This is a genomic window from Paraburkholderia sp. HC6.4b, assembly GCF_014200875.1.
In the GTDB taxonomy this organism is placed as follows: domain Bacteria; phylum Pseudomonadota; class Gammaproteobacteria; order Burkholderiales; family Burkholderiaceae; genus Paraburkholderia; species Paraburkholderia tuberum.
The window spans coordinates 85,329-102,028 of record NZ_JACHDC010000020.1 but is presented as its reverse complement, the minus strand read 5'-3'; the positions used below and the strand labels follow the sequence as shown (position 1 = coordinate 102,028).

15 protein-coding genes and 2 pseudogenes are annotated in these 16,700 nt (G+C 63.7%); 5 read left to right on the top strand and 12 right to left on the bottom strand.

Going from position 1 to position 16,700, the window contains the following annotated elements; genetic code table 11:
* Positions 1 to 16: 16 nt before the first annotated feature.
* Together HDG34_RS28100 and HDG34_RS28095 are read left to right on the top strand one after the other, a co-directional pair.
* Positions 17 to 811 (top strand): DeoR/GlpR family DNA-binding transcription regulator, encoded by a 795-nt coding sequence (locus HDG34_RS28100; protein ID WP_184064387.1) that lies wholly within the window; start codon positions 17 to 19, stop codon positions 809 to 811.
* On the top strand, positions 808 to 1,953 hold the full coding sequence (locus HDG34_RS28095) for an MFS transporter (RefSeq protein WP_184064384.1): 1,146 nt from the start codon (positions 808 to 810) through the stop codon (positions 1,951 to 1,953). The genes HDG34_RS28100 and HDG34_RS28095 overlap by 4 nt, the downstream gene beginning before the upstream one ends.
* A gap of 183 nt (positions 1,954 to 2,136) precedes the next feature.
* Here the strand turns inward: HDG34_RS28095 and HDG34_RS40245 are convergent.
* From HDG34_RS40245 to HDG34_RS28065, 6 genes and pseudogenes are all read right to left on the bottom strand, one after another.
* Positions 2,137 to 2,574 (bottom strand): annotated as a pseudogene (locus HDG34_RS40245) (sterol desaturase family protein); the annotation flags it as partial.
* An 898-nt stretch (positions 2,575 to 3,472) separates the two neighbouring features.
* Positions 3,473 to 3,820, bottom strand: a complete 348-nt coding sequence (locus tag HDG34_RS28085; protein WP_260321368.1) for a M23 family metallopeptidase — start codon at positions 3,818 to 3,820, stop codon at positions 3,473 to 3,475.
* 74 nt (positions 3,821 to 3,894) lie between these two features.
* Positions 3,895 to 4,122, bottom strand: coding sequence for a hypothetical protein (locus tag HDG34_RS28080; RefSeq protein WP_013092139.1), 228 nt, complete (start codon positions 4,120 to 4,122; stop codon positions 3,895 to 3,897).
* 97 nt (positions 4,123 to 4,219) lie between these two features.
* Positions 4,220 to 4,363: a hypothetical protein gene (locus HDG34_RS28075; RefSeq protein WP_167368704.1), complete on the bottom strand. Its 144-nt coding sequence runs from the start codon at positions 4,361 to 4,363 to the stop codon at positions 4,220 to 4,222.
* Between the two features lie 50 nt (positions 4,364 to 4,413).
* Entirely contained in the window at positions 4,414 to 4,704 is a 291-nt protein-coding gene (locus HDG34_RS28070; protein ID WP_184064381.1) for a hypothetical protein, read from the bottom strand.
* A gap of 246 nt (positions 4,705 to 4,950) precedes the next feature.
* Positions 4,951 to 5,283, bottom strand: coding sequence for a DUF2322 family protein (locus HDG34_RS28065; RefSeq protein ID WP_184064378.1), 333 nt, complete (start codon positions 5,281 to 5,283; stop codon positions 4,951 to 4,953).
* A gap of 141 nt (positions 5,284 to 5,424) precedes the next feature.
* On the opposite strand from HDG34_RS28065, the pseudogene HDG34_RS28060 reads away from it, so the two are divergent.
* Positions 5,425 to 5,895: pseudogene (locus HDG34_RS28060) on the top strand (hypothetical protein); the annotation flags it as partial.
* Between the two features lie 307 nt (positions 5,896 to 6,202).
* Here HDG34_RS28060 and HDG34_RS28055 read toward each other — a convergent pair.
* From HDG34_RS28055 to HDG34_RS28035, 5 genes are all read right to left on the bottom strand, one after another.
* Positions 6,203 to 7,054, bottom strand: a complete 852-nt coding sequence (locus HDG34_RS28055; RefSeq protein WP_018423397.1) for a carbohydrate ABC transporter permease — start codon at positions 7,052 to 7,054, stop codon at positions 6,203 to 6,205.
* Positions 7,055 to 7,064: 10 nt separating this feature from the next.
* Entirely contained in the window at positions 7,065 to 8,039 is a 975-nt protein-coding gene (locus HDG34_RS28050; protein ID WP_184064375.1) for a carbohydrate ABC transporter permease, read from the bottom strand.
* Between the two features lie 57 nt (positions 8,040 to 8,096).
* Positions 8,097 to 9,350 carry an ABC transporter substrate-binding protein gene (locus HDG34_RS28045; protein WP_184064372.1) on the bottom strand — a complete coding sequence of 418 codons (1,254 nt, stop codon included), beginning with the start codon at positions 9,348 to 9,350 and terminating at the stop codon, positions 8,097 to 8,099.
* 85 nt (positions 9,351 to 9,435) lie between these two features.
* On the bottom strand, positions 9,436 to 11,415 hold the full coding sequence (locus HDG34_RS28040) for a beta-galactosidase (protein ID WP_184064355.1): 1,980 nt from the start codon (positions 11,413 to 11,415) through the stop codon (positions 9,436 to 9,438).
* A 20-nt stretch (positions 11,416 to 11,435) separates the two neighbouring features.
* The gene (locus HDG34_RS28035) at positions 11,436 to 12,602 is read right to left on the bottom strand and encodes an ABC transporter ATP-binding protein (protein WP_184064351.1); all 1,167 of its coding nucleotides are present in this window, start codon (positions 12,600 to 12,602) and stop codon (positions 11,436 to 11,438) included.
* Between the two features lie 193 nt (positions 12,603 to 12,795).
* On the opposite strand from HDG34_RS28035, the gene HDG34_RS28030 reads away from it, so the two are divergent.
* The gene (locus HDG34_RS28030) at positions 12,796 to 13,839 is read left to right on the top strand and encodes a LacI family DNA-binding transcriptional regulator (RefSeq protein ID WP_184064348.1); all 1,044 of its coding nucleotides are present in this window, start codon (positions 12,796 to 12,798) and stop codon (positions 13,837 to 13,839) included.
* 113 nt (positions 13,840 to 13,952) lie between these two features.
* Here HDG34_RS28030 and HDG34_RS28025 read toward each other — a convergent pair whose 3' ends face one another.
* Positions 13,953 to 15,161 (bottom strand): MFS transporter, encoded by a 1,209-nt coding sequence (locus tag HDG34_RS28025; RefSeq protein ID WP_184064345.1) that lies wholly within the window; start codon positions 15,159 to 15,161, stop codon positions 13,953 to 13,955.
* A 449-nt stretch (positions 15,162 to 15,610) separates the two neighbouring features.
* On the opposite strand from HDG34_RS28025, the gene HDG34_RS28020 reads away from it, so the two are divergent.
* Entirely contained in the window at positions 15,611 to 16,615 is a 1,005-nt protein-coding gene (locus tag HDG34_RS28020) for a sugar ABC transporter substrate-binding protein (RefSeq protein ID WP_184064342.1), read from the top strand.
* The last annotated feature ends 85 nt before the right edge of the window (positions 16,616 to 16,700 follow it).

Sequence of the window (16,700 nt, the reverse complement as noted above, 5' to 3'; positions counted from 1 at the left end):
AACGGAGACGAGATCCATGCAGCGAACCCGGGAAGATGCAATCAACGGGCTACTGCCCGAGCAGCGCGAAGCACTGATTCTGGAGCGATTGCGCACGCATGGTCGCGTGCTCGCGGCTGAGCTGGCCGCCGACCTGCAGATCTCCGAGCACACCGTGCGCCGTCATCTGCGCGATCTCGCGGATCAGGGGCACTGCAAGCGCGTGTACGGCGGTGCGCTACTGATGTCGCCCGCCGACAAACCCGCGGCGCTGCGCATGCATGAGGCCGTCGATCGCAAGGCACGCCTTGCCGCGGCGGCCGTATCGATCGTTCGTCCGAAGCAGATCGTGCTGCTCGACGCGGGCACGACGAACGTCGCGATCGCGTCGGCGCTGCCCGACAACGCCGGCCTGACCGTCGTCACGAATTCGCCCGAGGCCTGCGCGCGGCTGCTGAACCGCCCGGGTATCGACGTGATCCTGATCGGCGGCCGCATCGCCGGCGGCGCGGCGGGCTCGCTCGGCGCGACCGCGCTGCTGCAGATCCAGCAGATCCGCGCGGACCTCTGTTTTCTCGGCGCCTGCGCCTTCGACCCCGACGAAGGCGTCGCCGTATTCGACGCAGAGGACGCCGAACTGAAACGCGCGATGGTCAAAGCGAGTAGCCAGATCGCCATCGCACTGACCTCGGAAAAGCTCATGACAGCGGCGCCGTTCGCGGTAGCGCCTGTTTCGGCCGTCGATTATCTGTTCGTCGAAGCGGACGTGCCGGACGCGCGTCTCGCGAGCCTCCGGGCCGTCTGCGATAACGTGATGGCGGCACGCCCATGAACTCACTCGTCAGGGAACGCATCGCGACGCTCGCCGTCTTTCTCGCCAACGGTTTCGGCATCGGCGCATGGGCGGTCGAGGTGCCGCGCATCAAGGAAAGCCTGGCGCTCAGCGACGCCTCGCTCGGCATCGCGCTGTTCTGCTTCGCGCTCGGCGCCATCGTTGCGATGCCGCTCGCGGGACAGCTCGCGCCGCGCGTCGGCAGCGGCCGCGCCACCGCGCTGCTCGGCGCGGCATTCGCGATCGCGCTGCCGTTGCCCGCGCTCGCGCCGGGCATGCTGACGTTGTGCGTGGTGCTGTTTGCGCTTGGCGCGTCGAACGGCGCGCTCGACGTGTCGATGAACGGACATGCGAGCGCGATCGAAACGCGCTGGCGCGCGCCGATCATGTCGTCGTTTCATGCCGCGTGGAGCGCGGGCGGCCTGCTTGGCGCGGCGAGCGGCGCGATGTTGCAGAAAGGCGGCGTCGGCGTCGTGGGCGGGCTGTTCGCGCCCGATCTGTTGATCGCGGCCCTGATCATTTTCGCCGCGTCGTTTGCGTTGCGCGATATCGGTCCGCGCGCGGCCGCCGCGTCGAGCGGCTTCGCATGGCCCGACAGCAGCGTGATGAAACTGGCGCTGCTGGCGTTCATGTGCATGCTCGTCGAAGGCGCGGTGGCCGACTGGAGCGCGGTGTACCTGCGCTCCACGTTGAACCAGGAAGCGAGCGTCGCCGCGATCGGCTACTCCGCGTTCGCGTTTTCGATGGCGGCCTGCCGCATCGCCGGCGACGCATCGGTGCGGCGCTTCGGTTCGAGCAAGGTCGTCGCGCTCGGCGGTCTGATCGCGCTCGCCGGACTCGCGCTCGTGCTGAGCCTGCCGACGGTGTTGACCGCGTGCGTCGGCTTCGCGATGGTCGGCATCGGTCTCGCGAATATCGTTCCGGTGATTTTCAGCGCGGCGGGTCGCTCGAGCGCGACGCCGGCGATCGGCGTGTCGATGGCGGCCACGTTCGGCTATGCGGGCTTTCTGGTCGGGCCGCCGCTGATTGGTTTCGGTGCCGGCGTGGTTGGCCTGCGCGCGGCGCTGGGCGTGCTCGTGATGGCCACGCTGATCGTGTCGCTGCTGGGCGGCAAGGCGGTGCGCGCCGCGCAACCCGCGTAGCCAGCGTTATTTCGCTTTCTTGTCGAGCACGGCAAGCGGCTTGCGAACGGGTAACGCATCGCGTGCCGCATGCTGACCCAATGGCCAGCTGAACGCGCCGAGCAGCGAGCTCGGCTGCGTACCATCGTCGAGACCGGTGGCGGGCCACTCGTGTTTCGCGGGCACCCAACGCGTGCCGAACACGTGATCCCACATCGGCAATAGCTGCGTGAAGTTGTGATTGAAATGCTCGGCGCGAATCGAGTGATGCAGCCGGTGATACTGCGGATTGTTGACCCACGTGACGTAGCGGCCAAGGTCCATGCGCAGATTCAGATGCGCGAAATAGTTGCCGAACATGAACACGATCGAGGTCGCACCGACGATCCACGGCTCGACCTTGAACAGTACGCCGACGAGCGGATAAAGCAGGCAGCCCTTGAGCAGCACTTCTATCCAATGATGCCGCAGCGTGATCGTCACGTTGAAATCCACCGCGCTATGGTGCAGCGAATGCAGCTTCCACAGGATGGGCCACGTGTGCTGCAAGCGATGAAACGCGTATTCGAGGAAATCGATCGTCAGCAGCACGATCACGAACGAAGCTAGCGCGCCCCACCCGCGCGACACCAGCACCACCATCCCGCCGCCGAGTGCATTGACGATCGCGACGCTCGCGGCTGCCGTCAGCGGCTTCGTGGCTTCCGCCAACGCCAGATACAGGCCCGCATACGCCATGTTCAGACGCTGCCCCGCGCGCGATTGCAGCAATGCGGCTGGCCAGCGACGCTCGAGCAACGCACCGACGCCCATCATGACCAGCACGAGCGCGTAGGCTTGCAGCCATAGGCTCGCGTGGTGCAGCAATGCGGGAAACGGGCTCGACGCTAACATGAAATTCCCTGATGCGGCGGTCGTTAGCATGATCTTCGCAGCCCGCCGGCCCGCACGCAAGCGCCCTTTAGCGGGGGCCCGCCGCGAATTCAGCTTCACCCGCGAGCACGGAAAAAAATGGCGGGGTCATCGCTTCACGCCGTCACGATCGCGAGCGGACGTTAGATGCAGCCGTATCGTCCGCTCGCGTCGTCGTTGTTTGTCGACATCCGTTTGCTATTGGCCCCGCCGCACCCCGCAAGTTGCGCCAAGCTCCCCGAGCGCGAATCGCGAGACTTTTGCTGCCGTCGGCATTTGTTCACTGCGTGAAATTCCGGCTGCAACATGTGTAGTTCTTGTGCATTCGTCATTGCAATGGCTATGCCATGCTGGAATGAAGGCCTGCTACGTATGGAGAAATGCCTGCCGGGGCACTTCGAAGCGGGCCTGATCGCACGCAATGCATCGGAAATGAGACGCCGCGGGGATGCCCCGACGCCTTCGTGCTGGCTCGTACACGTCGTTCCACGCGCGCGGGAATACCCGAACGCGCATTGACGGACCAAGGTTTGCGACCCGTACCGGTCAACATGCCGACACGTCATGCGACGAAAGCGCGCCTGAATCATGCGGACCGGCGTGTCGCAAAGTTGAGACGGCAAGCGGCTTACAGCAGCGCGGTCAATTGCGCGACACGCGACTCGAACTGCCGCAATTCATCGCCGGCAAGCGACCTCTTCTGCGGCAGGTCAACCTTGAGCGGATCCTGCGGCACATCGTTCACGTGGACCTCGAAATGCAGATGCGGTCCGGTTGCCCAACCGCTCTTGCCGACATAGCCGATCACCTGATCGCGCATTACGCGGCTGCCGGAGCGCAGTCCTTTCGCGAAGTGCGATAGATGCGCGAACGTCGTAGAAAACGGTGCGGGGTTCTGAATGACGGCCACGTTGCCATAACCGGCCTGACGGCCAATAAAGCGGATTACGCCGCGCGCGGTGGCACGCACGGGCATGACGGCGCAATCGCGCTGCGCCGACGAGAAAACAAGCCGGAATATTCGACTCGGCCGCGCGGACGTCGACCGGGTTACGACAACGAAGCAAGCATGTTCGACAGCCGTCGGACATGGGCCTTGAACGCGTCGCTCGTTTCGCGGTTCGTGGTGGGATTCAGATGCGAGCTTTCGGCGAGTTGCGCCTGCTCGTGAAAGTCGTTGGCGATCCTGCGCTTGATATCGTCGGGCAGCGATCGCACGATGGAGACCAGCAAAGCCTCTTCGGCATGCAGCATGCCGAGAATCGAATGTGTGTCCATACGGGAACCTCCGTGGGGAACATCGTCGGTGCCGGCCGGCAGTGGCGCCGGCGCTCCTCATGTTACCCCGTTGGTTCCGCGTCGTTGGTCGTGCGCGTTACTCGGCGATCGAATAGCGCGACGGACGAGCACGCGGCTGCTCCGCCTCACGCTCGACGCGCGGACTCGCGCCGCGGATGAACAGGACCGCGCAAAACGCGACCATGGCCCAGATGCAAAGAATGACGGTCAAAGCGCTCATGTCAGTTTCCGGTACTTCGGGATAGTACGGCGATGCTGCCGCGTAGGCTGTCAATGCAGCGTGGACCGCTCGGGCGCACCGAACAGCAGCTCATCGATCAGGGCGGTCGTAAACGTCAGCTGCGTTTCGAGCGATTGGCGCGCGGCTTGCGCGCCCGCTTCGTCGCTTCGGGCGATGGCCGCGTGTGCCTGCGTGGCCAGACGCACGATGGCTTCGGAACCGCGTTGCAGTTCGCGCATCGCGCGGTCGTCCGGACCCGGCGTCGGCTGATCCCGTTCCGAGGTGGTGAGTTCCGGCAGGTCGGCGTCGAACCGGTGGGGTTTGTCGTGACGGGAAGACATCCGGGGCTCCTGACGGAAAAGCGCGATATACGCGACGGGACGAACCCAGTGTGCGCCGCCCCCCGCGTTTCAATTCACCGAACAGAAGCCGAATCTGAAGCCAATCCGGGGGCTTCGGGAAAAACGAGGGTTTTTACGGAGCAATTAGCGCAGGTGGGCCGCAAATCCCGTCGCCGGGGCATTGGAATTCGCGGCAGCGGCAGGAAAACGTCTACCTTGCCGGCGCGGAAAAGACTTTGAGCGGCCTCAAGCTGCCGGAACAACGTCGATGCGCAATGCCTCGCCGCCGGCGGCAATCGCCAGCAGGTGATCGACGTTCGGATGCGCGCCCGGACGGTTGCGCGCGTCGGCCGTATGCTCGGCAAACAGCGCGAGGCCGTGTTCGGCCGCCTTCGCGTCGAGCGTGCCGAACGCGCCGCGCAGGTAGTTGTACACCGCGAGCGAGCCCTGCTTGCCAGGTTTGTTCTCGATGCTAGCGACCACGGTACCGCTGCCATTGACCAGATCGATGCGTGCGATGCCGTCGATCGCCGGCATTCTGGCGAGATTTTCCTTGAAAACGTTGCTCGGTTCGATCATTGAAACCACTCCTTCCGTTCTAAAAAATGCATGGCGGGTCGTATCTTATCCGATGGGCGGCGAGCGGGCGAATTGGTGGCCACGACGGATCGGCACGCGCATCTGATACCTGGTGTATTCCTAGTAATTTTTCGCATGGGGACCTGGTACAACCAGCCGAGCGATAACGTGCATCCGTATAGCGCCGCGCTGATCACGGTGCGCGACGGCAAGCGCGTGATCAACCTGAACCTGAGCCAGGCGCCCGACTACAATTCGTACACGCCGTACTATCCGGCGCCGTTCTCGGACAATCTCGCGTATGGCACGACTGACCTCGGCTATGCGCTGATGATTCCGCAGGTCACGTACAACGGCAAAACCTATATCCCGGTCACGTACTACAAAAATCTGAACGTGCAGGAAACCAATGGTCAGGTGGTCGTCACGTTCGACACCGCGAAGTTCAGGCAAGCGGCCAAGAACGCGTTGTACACGACGGATCTCGATCTGCAGGTGCACTCCGTGATGACGTTCGCCAAGGGCTTGATCACGCGCACCGATACGCTGAGCTCGGGCACGTTGACGGGCGGCGCCAGCCGCACGCTGACGTGGACGCTGAAGTACGCCGATCCGGCCTGATAGCGGCAGGCGCCTTCCTTCCTGTTTTCAGGCAGGAAGGCCTCGTTCGATGGTTGATAGGGGTAGCAGCCATACCGGTAGCAGAAGCTGGACTTCGCGAGCCAAGTCGGCGAAGGCAAGCGGCCTCTCGATAGTGCGCGCGCGGCGTTGAATGCCGTTATGCAGCGGGTCAACCCGGCGTCAGCTGAAAAGCGTTGATCGAGAAGTCCGCGTGCGAGCAGCGGTTCGCCGCGCCGAAAAAAAAGCCCGCTTCCGCGGGCAACCCTTCTCTACGCAGCAGCGCCACGCGTGAACAGCATCACCCCTTCGTCGCGCCAAACGTCAGACCCGCGACGAAATGCTTCTGCATCGCAAAGAACATCATGACCGATGGCAGCGCCGCCAGAATCGATCCCGCCGAAACGAGATTCCACGCGGTCGTCCACTGCCCTTTCAGCGCGGCCACGCCGACCGTGATTGGCGCGGCGTCATCGCCTTGCGTCAGACACAAGGCCCAGAAATAGTCGTTCCACACGAACGTGAACACGAGGATCGCCAACGCCGCGAGCGCGGGACGAATCAGCGGCAGCACGATCCTGAAGAACACGGTCCACTCGTTTGCCCCTTCGATGCGCGCCGCCTCGACCAGCTCGAACGGCAGCTGCTTGATGAAGTTGCGCAGGAACAGCGCGCAAAAGCCGGTCTGGAACGACACATGAAACAGAATCAGCGCGCTCACGGTATTGAACAGCCCGAGTTGCAACGACAGATCCCGCACCGGAATCATCAACACCTGAATCGGCACGAAGTTGCCCGCGACGAACGTCGCGAACAACGTCGAATTGCCGCGAAAGCGATAGATCGCCAAGGCAAAGCCCGCCATCGCCGCGAGTGCGATCGAACCCACTACGGAAGGAACCGTAATCAGCACGCTATTCCAGAAGTAATGCAGCATCGGCGACGTCGTCAATGCCTCGCGATAGTTATCGAACATCGCGAAGTGCTTCGGCCATCCCCAGTAGTTGCCCTCGCTCAGTTCTTCGGTCGAACGCACGGACGTGACCAGCACCGCGATCATCGGCAACAGCCAGATCACGAGTGCAATCGGCAATGTCAGTTTGTATGCGCGGCGCGTGGCCGGCTTCCATTTGTCGATCGGAATCGGAAACATCAGCGGCTCCTCATTGCTCGGCGCGCAGCATCCGCCGCAGGTGATAGACGATGTACACGAGCATGATGCCGAACAGCACCACCGCGATCGCCGCCGAATAGCCGATGCGGTAGTACTTGATCGCCTGGTCGTACATGAAATAGGCGAGCACCGTCGAGCTTTCGAACGGACCGCCGCCCGTCATCACCGAAATCAGATCGAAGCTGCGCAGCGCGCCGATGATCGTCACGACGATCGCCATGAACGTCGTAGGCCGCAACTGCGGCAGGATGACATGCCAGAGCATCGACCAGCCCTGCGCGCCTTCCATTCGCGCAGCTTCGATCTGCTCGGCGTTCAACGTGGTCAAGCCGGTCAGATAAAGAATCATGCAATACGCGGTTTGCGGCCACAGCGCCGCGAACACGATGCCGAGCGTCGCATAGCGCGGATCACCGAGCACCGGCACGCCGTGGCCGAGCATCATCGCGAGCAGGCCGAAGGTCGGATCGTAGAACCATGAAAAGATCAGTCCGACCACGACGCCCGACAACACGAATGGCGCGAAAAACAGCGACTTGACGATGCGGATGCCCGCCACCGCCTGATTCAGATACAGCGCGACGGCGAGGCCCATCGGCGGTGCGAGCAAAAACAGCACGAGCCAGATCAGGTTGTTCTTGAGCGCCGTATAGAAGGTGGGCGTATGGACCAGCTCGATATAGTTCGCGAGGCCGACGAAGGTCGGCTCGGTCATCCCATCCCAGTTGAAGAAGCTCAGACGGATCGTCGAGAGGATCGGCCACACCACGTACACGGCCACCATGAAGCAGGCCGGCGCGAGAAACAGGAACGCGGCGCGCCGCTGCCGCCGCGCGGTCGGCGTCGGGCCGCGCCGGCGCGACGCGACCGACGCGCCGCTCAGCGCACCGCTCGACGCCGGCAAGCCCGGGCCGCCGGGTTCAACAGGACCGTCGACGCTACGACGGCTGACGGAATGCGACACGATCAATCTCCCGATCCAATCCGATGCATCGGACAGCGGCCTTGCGGCCGCCGCCGCTCACTTCTTGTAGATACGCTGACGCGTCTGCTCGAGCTGCGCGAGGATGTCGTCCAGTTTCGACGGATCGGAGACGAACTGCTGCATCCCCTTCATCCCTTCGTCGGCCATTTCCTTCGTCATGTCGCGATCGTAGAACTGCGCGATACCACCCTTCGTATTCGACAGGATCTGGAAGCCGATCTTCGAAATCGGATCTTCAGGCTCCGGCGATTTGCTGTTCGCCGACAACGAGCCGAGTCCCTTTGCGAGTTGCGCACCGATCTGAGGCGTCTCGACGAACGCAAGGAACGTGTGCGCATCGGACTTGTTCTTCGCTTTCGACGGAATATGCAGCGATTCGACCGGTCCATCCTCGGCGGTCGGCACCTTGGAGTCGATGATCGGAAACTGGAAGTACCCCATTTGCGGCTTCACGTTGTCCGGGAAACCCGCCGCAATGAACGTCCCCATCAGCATCATGGCAGCCTTGCCCTGGAACAGGAACGGCTGCACCGCGTCGAGATCGTAGGATAGTGAATTGTTGATGAAGTAGCCGTCGTCGATCAGTTGCTTCCACGTCGTATAGACCTTCTTCACGCGCGGATCGGTGTACGGAATTTCGCCGGCCATCAGCTTCTGGTGAAACGCATTGCCGTTCAGGCGCAGATCGAGATAATCGAACCAGCCGGCCAGCGTCCAGGCATCGCGGCCCGCCACCGCGATCGGCGCAATGCCGGCGGCCTTCAGCTTTTTCGCGGCGTCGAGAAACTCGTCCCACGTTTTCGGCTCGCCCTTGATGCCGGCCTTCTCGAACAGGTCCTTGCGATAGAACATCCCCCACGAGTAGTACACGGTCGGCGCGGCATACTGCTTGCCCTTGTACGACGATGCTTCCTTCGTCGACGCATACATGTCGTTCCAGCCGTTCTTCTGCCAGTCGCCGGTCAGATCCTCGAACAGGCCACGCTGCGCGTAATACGCCATACGCTCGCCGTCGTGCCAGTTGACGATATCGGGCGCGACAGTCGAAAGCCAACCCGGCAGCTGAACCTTGTAGGCTTCCTCATCGATGAACGATACCTTCACGTCGATCCCGGGATGCGCCTTCTTGAACTCGTCGACCACCTGCTGCCAAACCGCGCGCTGGCCCGCGCCCTTGTACGCGATGTTCATCGCGAGCGTGCCCGCCTGCGCGGTGCCGACGACCGAGGTCCCCGCGGCAACCGCGGCCAGCGCGAGCGCCAACAGAATCTTGCGTGGTTTCAGTTTCATCCTGACTGTCTCCTTCTTTCCATGGTTTTTACGTCGTTGTCGCTTCTATATCGAATGACTGCGTGGAATTGCCAAGGCCAGACTTCTATTGCGAGCGGTAGACCGCTACCCCTTGCGGCGCCACCTCCCGGGAGCCGATCACGAATGCGTCGTCGGAAATGTCGTCGAGCGTGTGGGTGCTATCGCCATAGTTGAACACATACGTCAGTCCGCCGCGACGGCTGATGCGCACGCTGTCGCCGAGTGCCTGCGTTTCGAGGCCCGCTTCCTGCGCGATGCGCGCGAACAGGCGCACGGTCAAGGCGTCGTCGAACAGGCTCGCGAAGTAGTGATACGCGCCGCTTCGCACGTACGCCGGATGATCGTCCGCGAAACGCGCGCGCACGTCGAATGAAGATGATGCATCGCTGTCGATGAAATCGCGCCAGTGTCGCGCGAAGCCCTCGGCGGCACCGCCCTGCTGTTCGAGCACCACGGCTTCGGTCACGTTCGGCCGCATCGATTCGACGCGCCACACGCGCAGCGGCAGCACCGACGTCAATGCGCCCGGCGGCAGATTCGCCGGAATCCGCAGCTCGCGCGTTTTCGAGCCGGTGCGTGGCCCGAGCACGACCTGCGCGCCCGAGCGTGCGAGACGTTCGGCGAAATCGTCGGGCACGACCGGCAGCGGCGGCACGACGACGAGGCTATAACCATCGAACGATGCATCGGCCGGCACGACATCGACGTCGAGTCCAAGCGCGCGCAAAGCCGAGTAGTACTCGAACGCGAACCGCGGATAGTGAAAGTCCGCGCCCTGCGGATGAATCTCGAACAACCACTTCGCTTCATAGTCGTAGACGAGCGCGACTTTCGAGCGGATCGACGCATTGGCATCGGCGTTCGCGGCGAGCACCGCGTGAATTTCGGACGCCACCCGCGATGCTTCATTGCCGCCGACGTCGAGCCGGTTGTCGGGCGTATTGAGCCCCGCATGCATCTGCTCCTGCGCGAACGGCGCCTGACGCCAGCGGAAATACGACACGCAGCCCGCGCCGTGGGCGAACGCTTCCCAGCTCCACAGCCGCACCATGCCCGGCAGCGGCGCCGGATTCCACTGCGCCCAGTTCACCGGTCCCGGCTGCTGCTCCATCACCCAGAACGGCAGCTTCGACATGCCGCGATACACGTCGTGATTGAACGACGCGAAGTCCGGATGACCGCTGCGCAACCAGCGCGCCTTGATGTCCGGCGCGAACCACTGCTCTTCGAGCGCGCCGAGCGGATAGCTGTCCCACGTTGCGACGTCGAGATCGGCCGCGACCTTGTAGTGATCGAACTCGGTGAAGAGCTGCATGAAGTTGTGCGCGACGGGCCGCCCCGGCGAATGCGCGCGAATGATCTCGACCTGCATGCGGTTGTAGCGCGCCACTTCGTCGGATGCGAAGCGCCGGTAGTCGAGACGATGCGAAGGATGCGCCTCGGTCACGGTGCCGACCGGCGCGTCGATTTCTTCGAAGCCGCGGTACTCCATGCTCCAGAACACTGTGCCCCACGCCTCGTTCAACGCCTGGATCGTGCGATAACGCGCCTTCAGCCACTCGCGAAAGCGCGCGACCGCGGCCGCCGAATAACTGACCACCGTGTGATGACAGCCAAACTCGTTATCGGTCTGCCAGAAAGCGACCGCCGGATGCTTGCCGTAACGCTCGGCCACCGCCGTGCAAATACGACGCGACGCCTCGAAATACGCGGGCGACGAGAAGTCGTAATGACGCCGCGAGCCGAACCCGCGCGGACGTCCATCGGCGCCGACCGGCAGGATCTCCGGATGACGATCGATCAGCCACTTCGGCGGCGTCGCGGTCGGCGTACACATGACGACCTTCAGGCCAGCCGCGCCGAGCACGTCGACGGCGCGATCGAGCCAGCCCCAGTCGTATTCGCCGGGAGTCGGCTCGATCCGGCTCCAGGCGAATTCCGCAATCCGCACCTGCTCGATGCCGAGCGCTTTCATCCGGCGCGCGTCGTCGTCCCACATCGACTCGGGCCAGTGCTCCGGGTAATAACAGACTCCAAGACGCATCCCTATGTCCCCAGTGTTTTTCAAGCGTAGTGTTCGACGGACTCGAGCGACACGGCCGCGAAACCGTCCTCGGTAAACAGATGACAGGCGGTGGACGACACCCGCAGGCTCGCGCGATCGCCTGGAGCGAGGCGCGTGTTGCCGGGCGCCTTGGCGATCAGAACCGCGCCGCCGGGTTGATCGAGGTGCACGTAGCTGTGTTCGCCAAGCTGCTCGACGAGCGATACGGTGCGCGCGAGCACGCCGTCTTGCGACGCGGCCGCATTCGTCGTGGCCGATGCATCGACGAACTCGAGATGCTCGGGACGCACGCCGAGCGTGACCGGCTGCGCTGGCTGCAATCCGGCGCTGCCGACCGGCACACGCACGTTCTCGCCGGTGTGATCGAGCGTGACGAGCACGCCCTGCGCATCGAGTGACGCCACCTTGCCCGGCAGAAAATTCATTCGCGGCGAGCCGATAAAGCCGGCCACGAAGCGGCTTTTCGGGCGGTGATACAGCTCGAGCGGGGCGCCGATTTGCGCGATGCTGCCGTAACGCTCGGTGTCCTTGCCCGAATGCAGCAGCACGATCTTGTCGGCGAGCGTCATCGCTTCGATCTGATCGTGCGTCACGTAGACCACGCTCGCCTTCGCAAACTGCTTATGCAGACGTGCGATTTCGACGCGCGTTTGTCCGCGCAAGGTTGCATCGAGATTGGACAGCGGTTCGTCGAACAGAAACACGCCGGGCTCGCGAACGATCGCGCGGCCAATCGCGACGCGCTGCCGCTGCCCGCCCGACAGCGCCTTCGGCTTGCGCTCGAGCAGTGCCTCGAGTTGCAGGATGCGCGCGGCTTCACGCACCTTGCGCTCGATTTCATCCTTCGGGGTCTTCGCGAGTTTCAGGCCGAACGCCATGTTCTCGAACACGCTCATGTGCGGAAACAGCGCATAGCTCTGGAACACCATCGCTACGCCACGCTGCGCGGCCGGCACGTCGTTGACGATCTTCCCGCCAATCGACAGGTCACCGTCGGTCACATCCTCGAGCCCGGCGATCATGCGCAACAGCGTTGACTTGCCGCAACCCGACGGGCCGAGAAACACGCAGAACTCGTTTTCGCCGATGTCCAGATCGACGTTGCGAATCACCGGCGCACCGTCGCCATACGCCTTCTGCACGCCTCGTAACGAAATGCTCGCCATTGCATCGACTCCGTGATTTAATCGGTGCGAAGTCGGAGATTAAGCGCTTAATCAGCATGACCGAAAAATCGATCGCAAGGCGATCGTTGGTCTGTCTCCGATATCGTTTTGTACGTTGGTTCGATGACAGATGTTGCCGCGCCTCGCGCCGCGACGCAAATGTCGGACAGCCATCCCAAATACTGACCAAATCATGCCCACACTCAGCGAAGTCGCGCGTCATGCCGGCGTCACGCCAGCGACGGTTTCCAACGTGCTGCGCAAGCGCGGCCGCGTTGGCGAAACGACCCGGCAACGCGTGCTCGAGGTAGTCGCGGCGCTCGGCTATCGCCCGCATCTCGCCGCACGCGCGCTCGCCGAGGGCCGCGCGCCGACGCTCGCGCTGATGGTGTCGAGCATCGCGAATCCGTTCTATCCGGAGTTCGCGCTCGCGGTCGAACGCGCTGCGCGCACGAGCGGCCACTTCGTGATCATCTGCAATACCAACGACGATCCGCTAAGCGGCCGCGCGTACCTCGACCAGATCGCCGGCACCTTGTCCGAAGGCGTGCTCGTGACCAACGCGAACCTCGATTTCGCCGATCTGCACAAGACCGAAGCGCGCGGCACGCCGGTCGTGCTGTGCATGTGGGAGCGGCCCACCGAGCCGCCCGGGCTGCCGTGCGTCGCGGTCGATTTCCGGCTGGCCGGCAAGCTGGCTGGCGAGCATCTGCTGGAGCTCGGGCATCGGCGCTTTGGTGCGATCGTCGGCAGCAAGGTGTCGGGCATTCACGTGGCGCGCTTCGAAGGTTTCGTCGACGCGTTGCGCGCGGCCGGTGTGACGAGAAATCGCGTGCGACACGCGGCCGACACGATCCACGGCGGCTACCTGGCGGCCCGCGCGCTGCTCGAAGCCGATCCGCAACTCAGCGCGATCTTCGCGACCAACGATTTGCCTGCGCTCGGCGCGATGCACGCGGCCGCGGATCTGGGCCTGCGCGTGCCGGACGATCTGTCCGTGATCGGCATCACCGACATCCAGCTCGCGCGCGAGTCGCGCCCTGCACTGACGACGGTGGCGGTGCCGACGGTCGAGGTCGCCGGACTTGCAGTGGAACTGCTGCGCGAGCTGATCGAGACTTCGTACGGACAGCCGGGACGCGCCGCGCGGGACATGCCGGCGCCCGTGCCGATGCGGATTTCGTCCGAGCCGAAACTGGTCGTGCGCGCATCGACGGCCGCACCGCGTTCGCGTTGATGTGGCAGTTACAGCCGCGCCGCAACGTTGCAGTTCGTAGCTGTTCGTAGCTGTTCGTAGCTGTTCGTAGCTGTTCGTAGCTGTTGGACCAGGCTCGGCCAGCTTGCCGCGCGTCAACTCGCGTGACGAGGCCGGCGCGCACCGACCGCCAACGCAATGCAGGCCAATCCCGCGGAAACCGCCGCGAACGCGACGTTCGCCCACAAATGTCCGACCCGGGTCGACAGCAGCGCTATGCCGACCGCCGGCAACGAGTTGCCGGTGTAACAGCAGAGCAGATACGCCGATAGCAATTCGGCGCGTTGGTCCGCGGGCGCGATCCGGTTGATCTCCTGCAAACTGCCGCGAAACCCGAGCGCGGCTGCGACGCCGCACAGCGCGGTCGCCGCGCTCAGCACTACGATCGACGCGACGACCTGCGCCGACAGCAGCAACGCGAGACTCGGCGGCAACAGCCACAGTCCGGCGAGCATCGCGGTGCGAGCGGCGAGTTTCGACGTGACCATCACGGTGATCGTGCTCGCGGCGAACAGTTCGGCGACGAGCGCCCCGCTCAGCGCGGGGCTGTGCAGATGCATGCTGTTCGCGATCAGATTGGGCAACAGCGCCGCGAAAAAGCCGAGCAGCGCGAAGGTCGCGAATGCGGTGACGGCAGGCACGACGAATGCCACGCGCAATTGCGCGGGCACGCCGATGCGCGGTGCGAACGACACCTGTGCAAACGTCCGGGCGCGCGCCTGGACCGTTTCGCATGCGAGCGCCGCCAACGCCGCGGTGACCAGAAGCGTCGACAGATAAACGACGAACACCGTGCGCAATGGCCAGGGCGCGAATTGCGCGAGCAGACCAGTCAGCAGCGGTCCCACTCCAAGCCCGGCCAGATTGACCGCCGCGGCAAGACGGCTGGCGGGCGCCTTGTCGGCGCCGGCGTGCAATTCCGCGATCCACGCGGTCGCCGTGGCGGCACCGACGCCGATCGCAAGGCCGCTCGCCGCCCGGGCGACGAAAAGCCACGTCGCATGCGTGGCGAACAGAAAACACATCGTGCTCGCGATCGCGGCTGCGAGCACGAGCAGACTGACCGATCGGCGCCCGGCCTGGTCGGACACGCGACCGAATAGAAACAAAGCGCCGAGATTGCCGATCACGTAGGTCGCGTACACGAGCGTGATCGTCAGATCGGACAAGCCGAACCGGCGTTGATAGAGCGGATAAAGCGGCGTGACCATCGTGCTGCCCGCGTACAGAACGCCGATCACGAGGGCGGCGGCGATCAGCGATGCGCGGGAGCCGAGTCGTCGCTGCCACCAGTGCGAAGGCATGGGTCTCTCCGAAAGGTTCGCATTCTGTCGAGGCAAGCAAGCGCTGTTCCGCCGCAACCTCTCGCAAACATTCATCGCCCACTGAAAAAGCGCGTTACGCACCGCGAATTGCGTTGAAAAACCACCGCTGACATTTCAACCAGCTTTCAGACGAGCCAGGACTTTCCCCAAGCCGAGAAGCGCCGCTTCGCACCGCAGCACGGCGCCAAAGCATTACCACACAAGGCTCTCAGCCTGCACGCGGTTCGCGGCGCGGCGAATTTCCGCGTTCACATTTCCTTGACGAGCAGTCGCGCGCCTGCTGTACTAAATCAACCAAAGTGATTTAGGCGATTTCCTTCGGACCACATTACGTCGAAGCGTCATCGTCAAACGTCAAGCCCGCAGCTTCGCAGTTTCGATCTATCTGCAGTCCCATACGTCGTTGCCAATAACCGGAGGAGCGTCTCATGAATCTGAATTTCCACAGGCGTCCTGTCGCCAGGACAATCGCGTCGATGTGCGCCGCGGCCGCGGCGCTGTGGTGCGCAAGCGCGAGTCAGGCCGCCGACCAGCCCGTCATCGGCCTGATCACGAAGACCGATACGAACCCGTTCTTCGTCAAGATGCGCCAGGGCGCGGACGCGGCCGCGTCGAAAGACGGCGCGAAACTGATCACGGCCGCCGGCAAGTTCGACGGCGACAATGCGAGTCAGGTCACCGCGATCGAAAACATGATGACGGCCGGCGCGAAAGCAATCCTGATCACGCCAAGCGACACCAAGGCGATCGTGCCGAGCATCAAGAAGGCGCGCGCGGCCGGTGTGATGGTCATCGCCCTCGATACGCCGACCGATCCGCAGGACGCAACCGACGCCCTGTTCGCCACCGACAACTTCAAGGCCGGCGTGCTGATCGGCAAATATGCGAAGGCCGCGCTGAACGGCAAGCCCGCGAAGATCGCCACGCTCGATCTCGCGCCGGGCGTGTCGGTCGGCGTGCTGCGCCACAACGGCTTCCTCGAAGGCTTCGGCATCAAGGAAGGCGACCCGTCGATCGTCTGCAGCCAGGACACCCGCGGCGATCAGGCGAAAGGCCAGACGGCGATGGAAAACTGCCTGCAGAAAGCGCCCGACATCAACGTGGTCTACACGATCAACGAACCGGCCGCGGCCGGCGCGTATCGCGCGCTGAAGGCGGCGGGTAAGGACAAGGGCGTGATGATCGTGTCGATCGACGGCGGTTGCGAAGGCGTGCGCAACGTGAAGGCCGGCGCGATCGCGGCGACCTCGCAGCAGTATCCGCTGAAGATGGCCGCGCTCGGCGTCACCGCCGGCGTCGACTACGCGAAGACCGGCAAGAAGGTGTCCGGTTATCACGACACCGGCGTCACGCTGATCACCGACAAGCCGATGTCCGGCATCGACAGCAAAGACACGAAGTTCGGCCTCGACAACTGCTGGGGCAACAAGTAACGCGCATTGCACAGCGGCCCGTTGCGCGTCGCACCGGGCCGCCAATTGATTTGCAGCGTGACCTTCATGTCACGCTCATGTACCG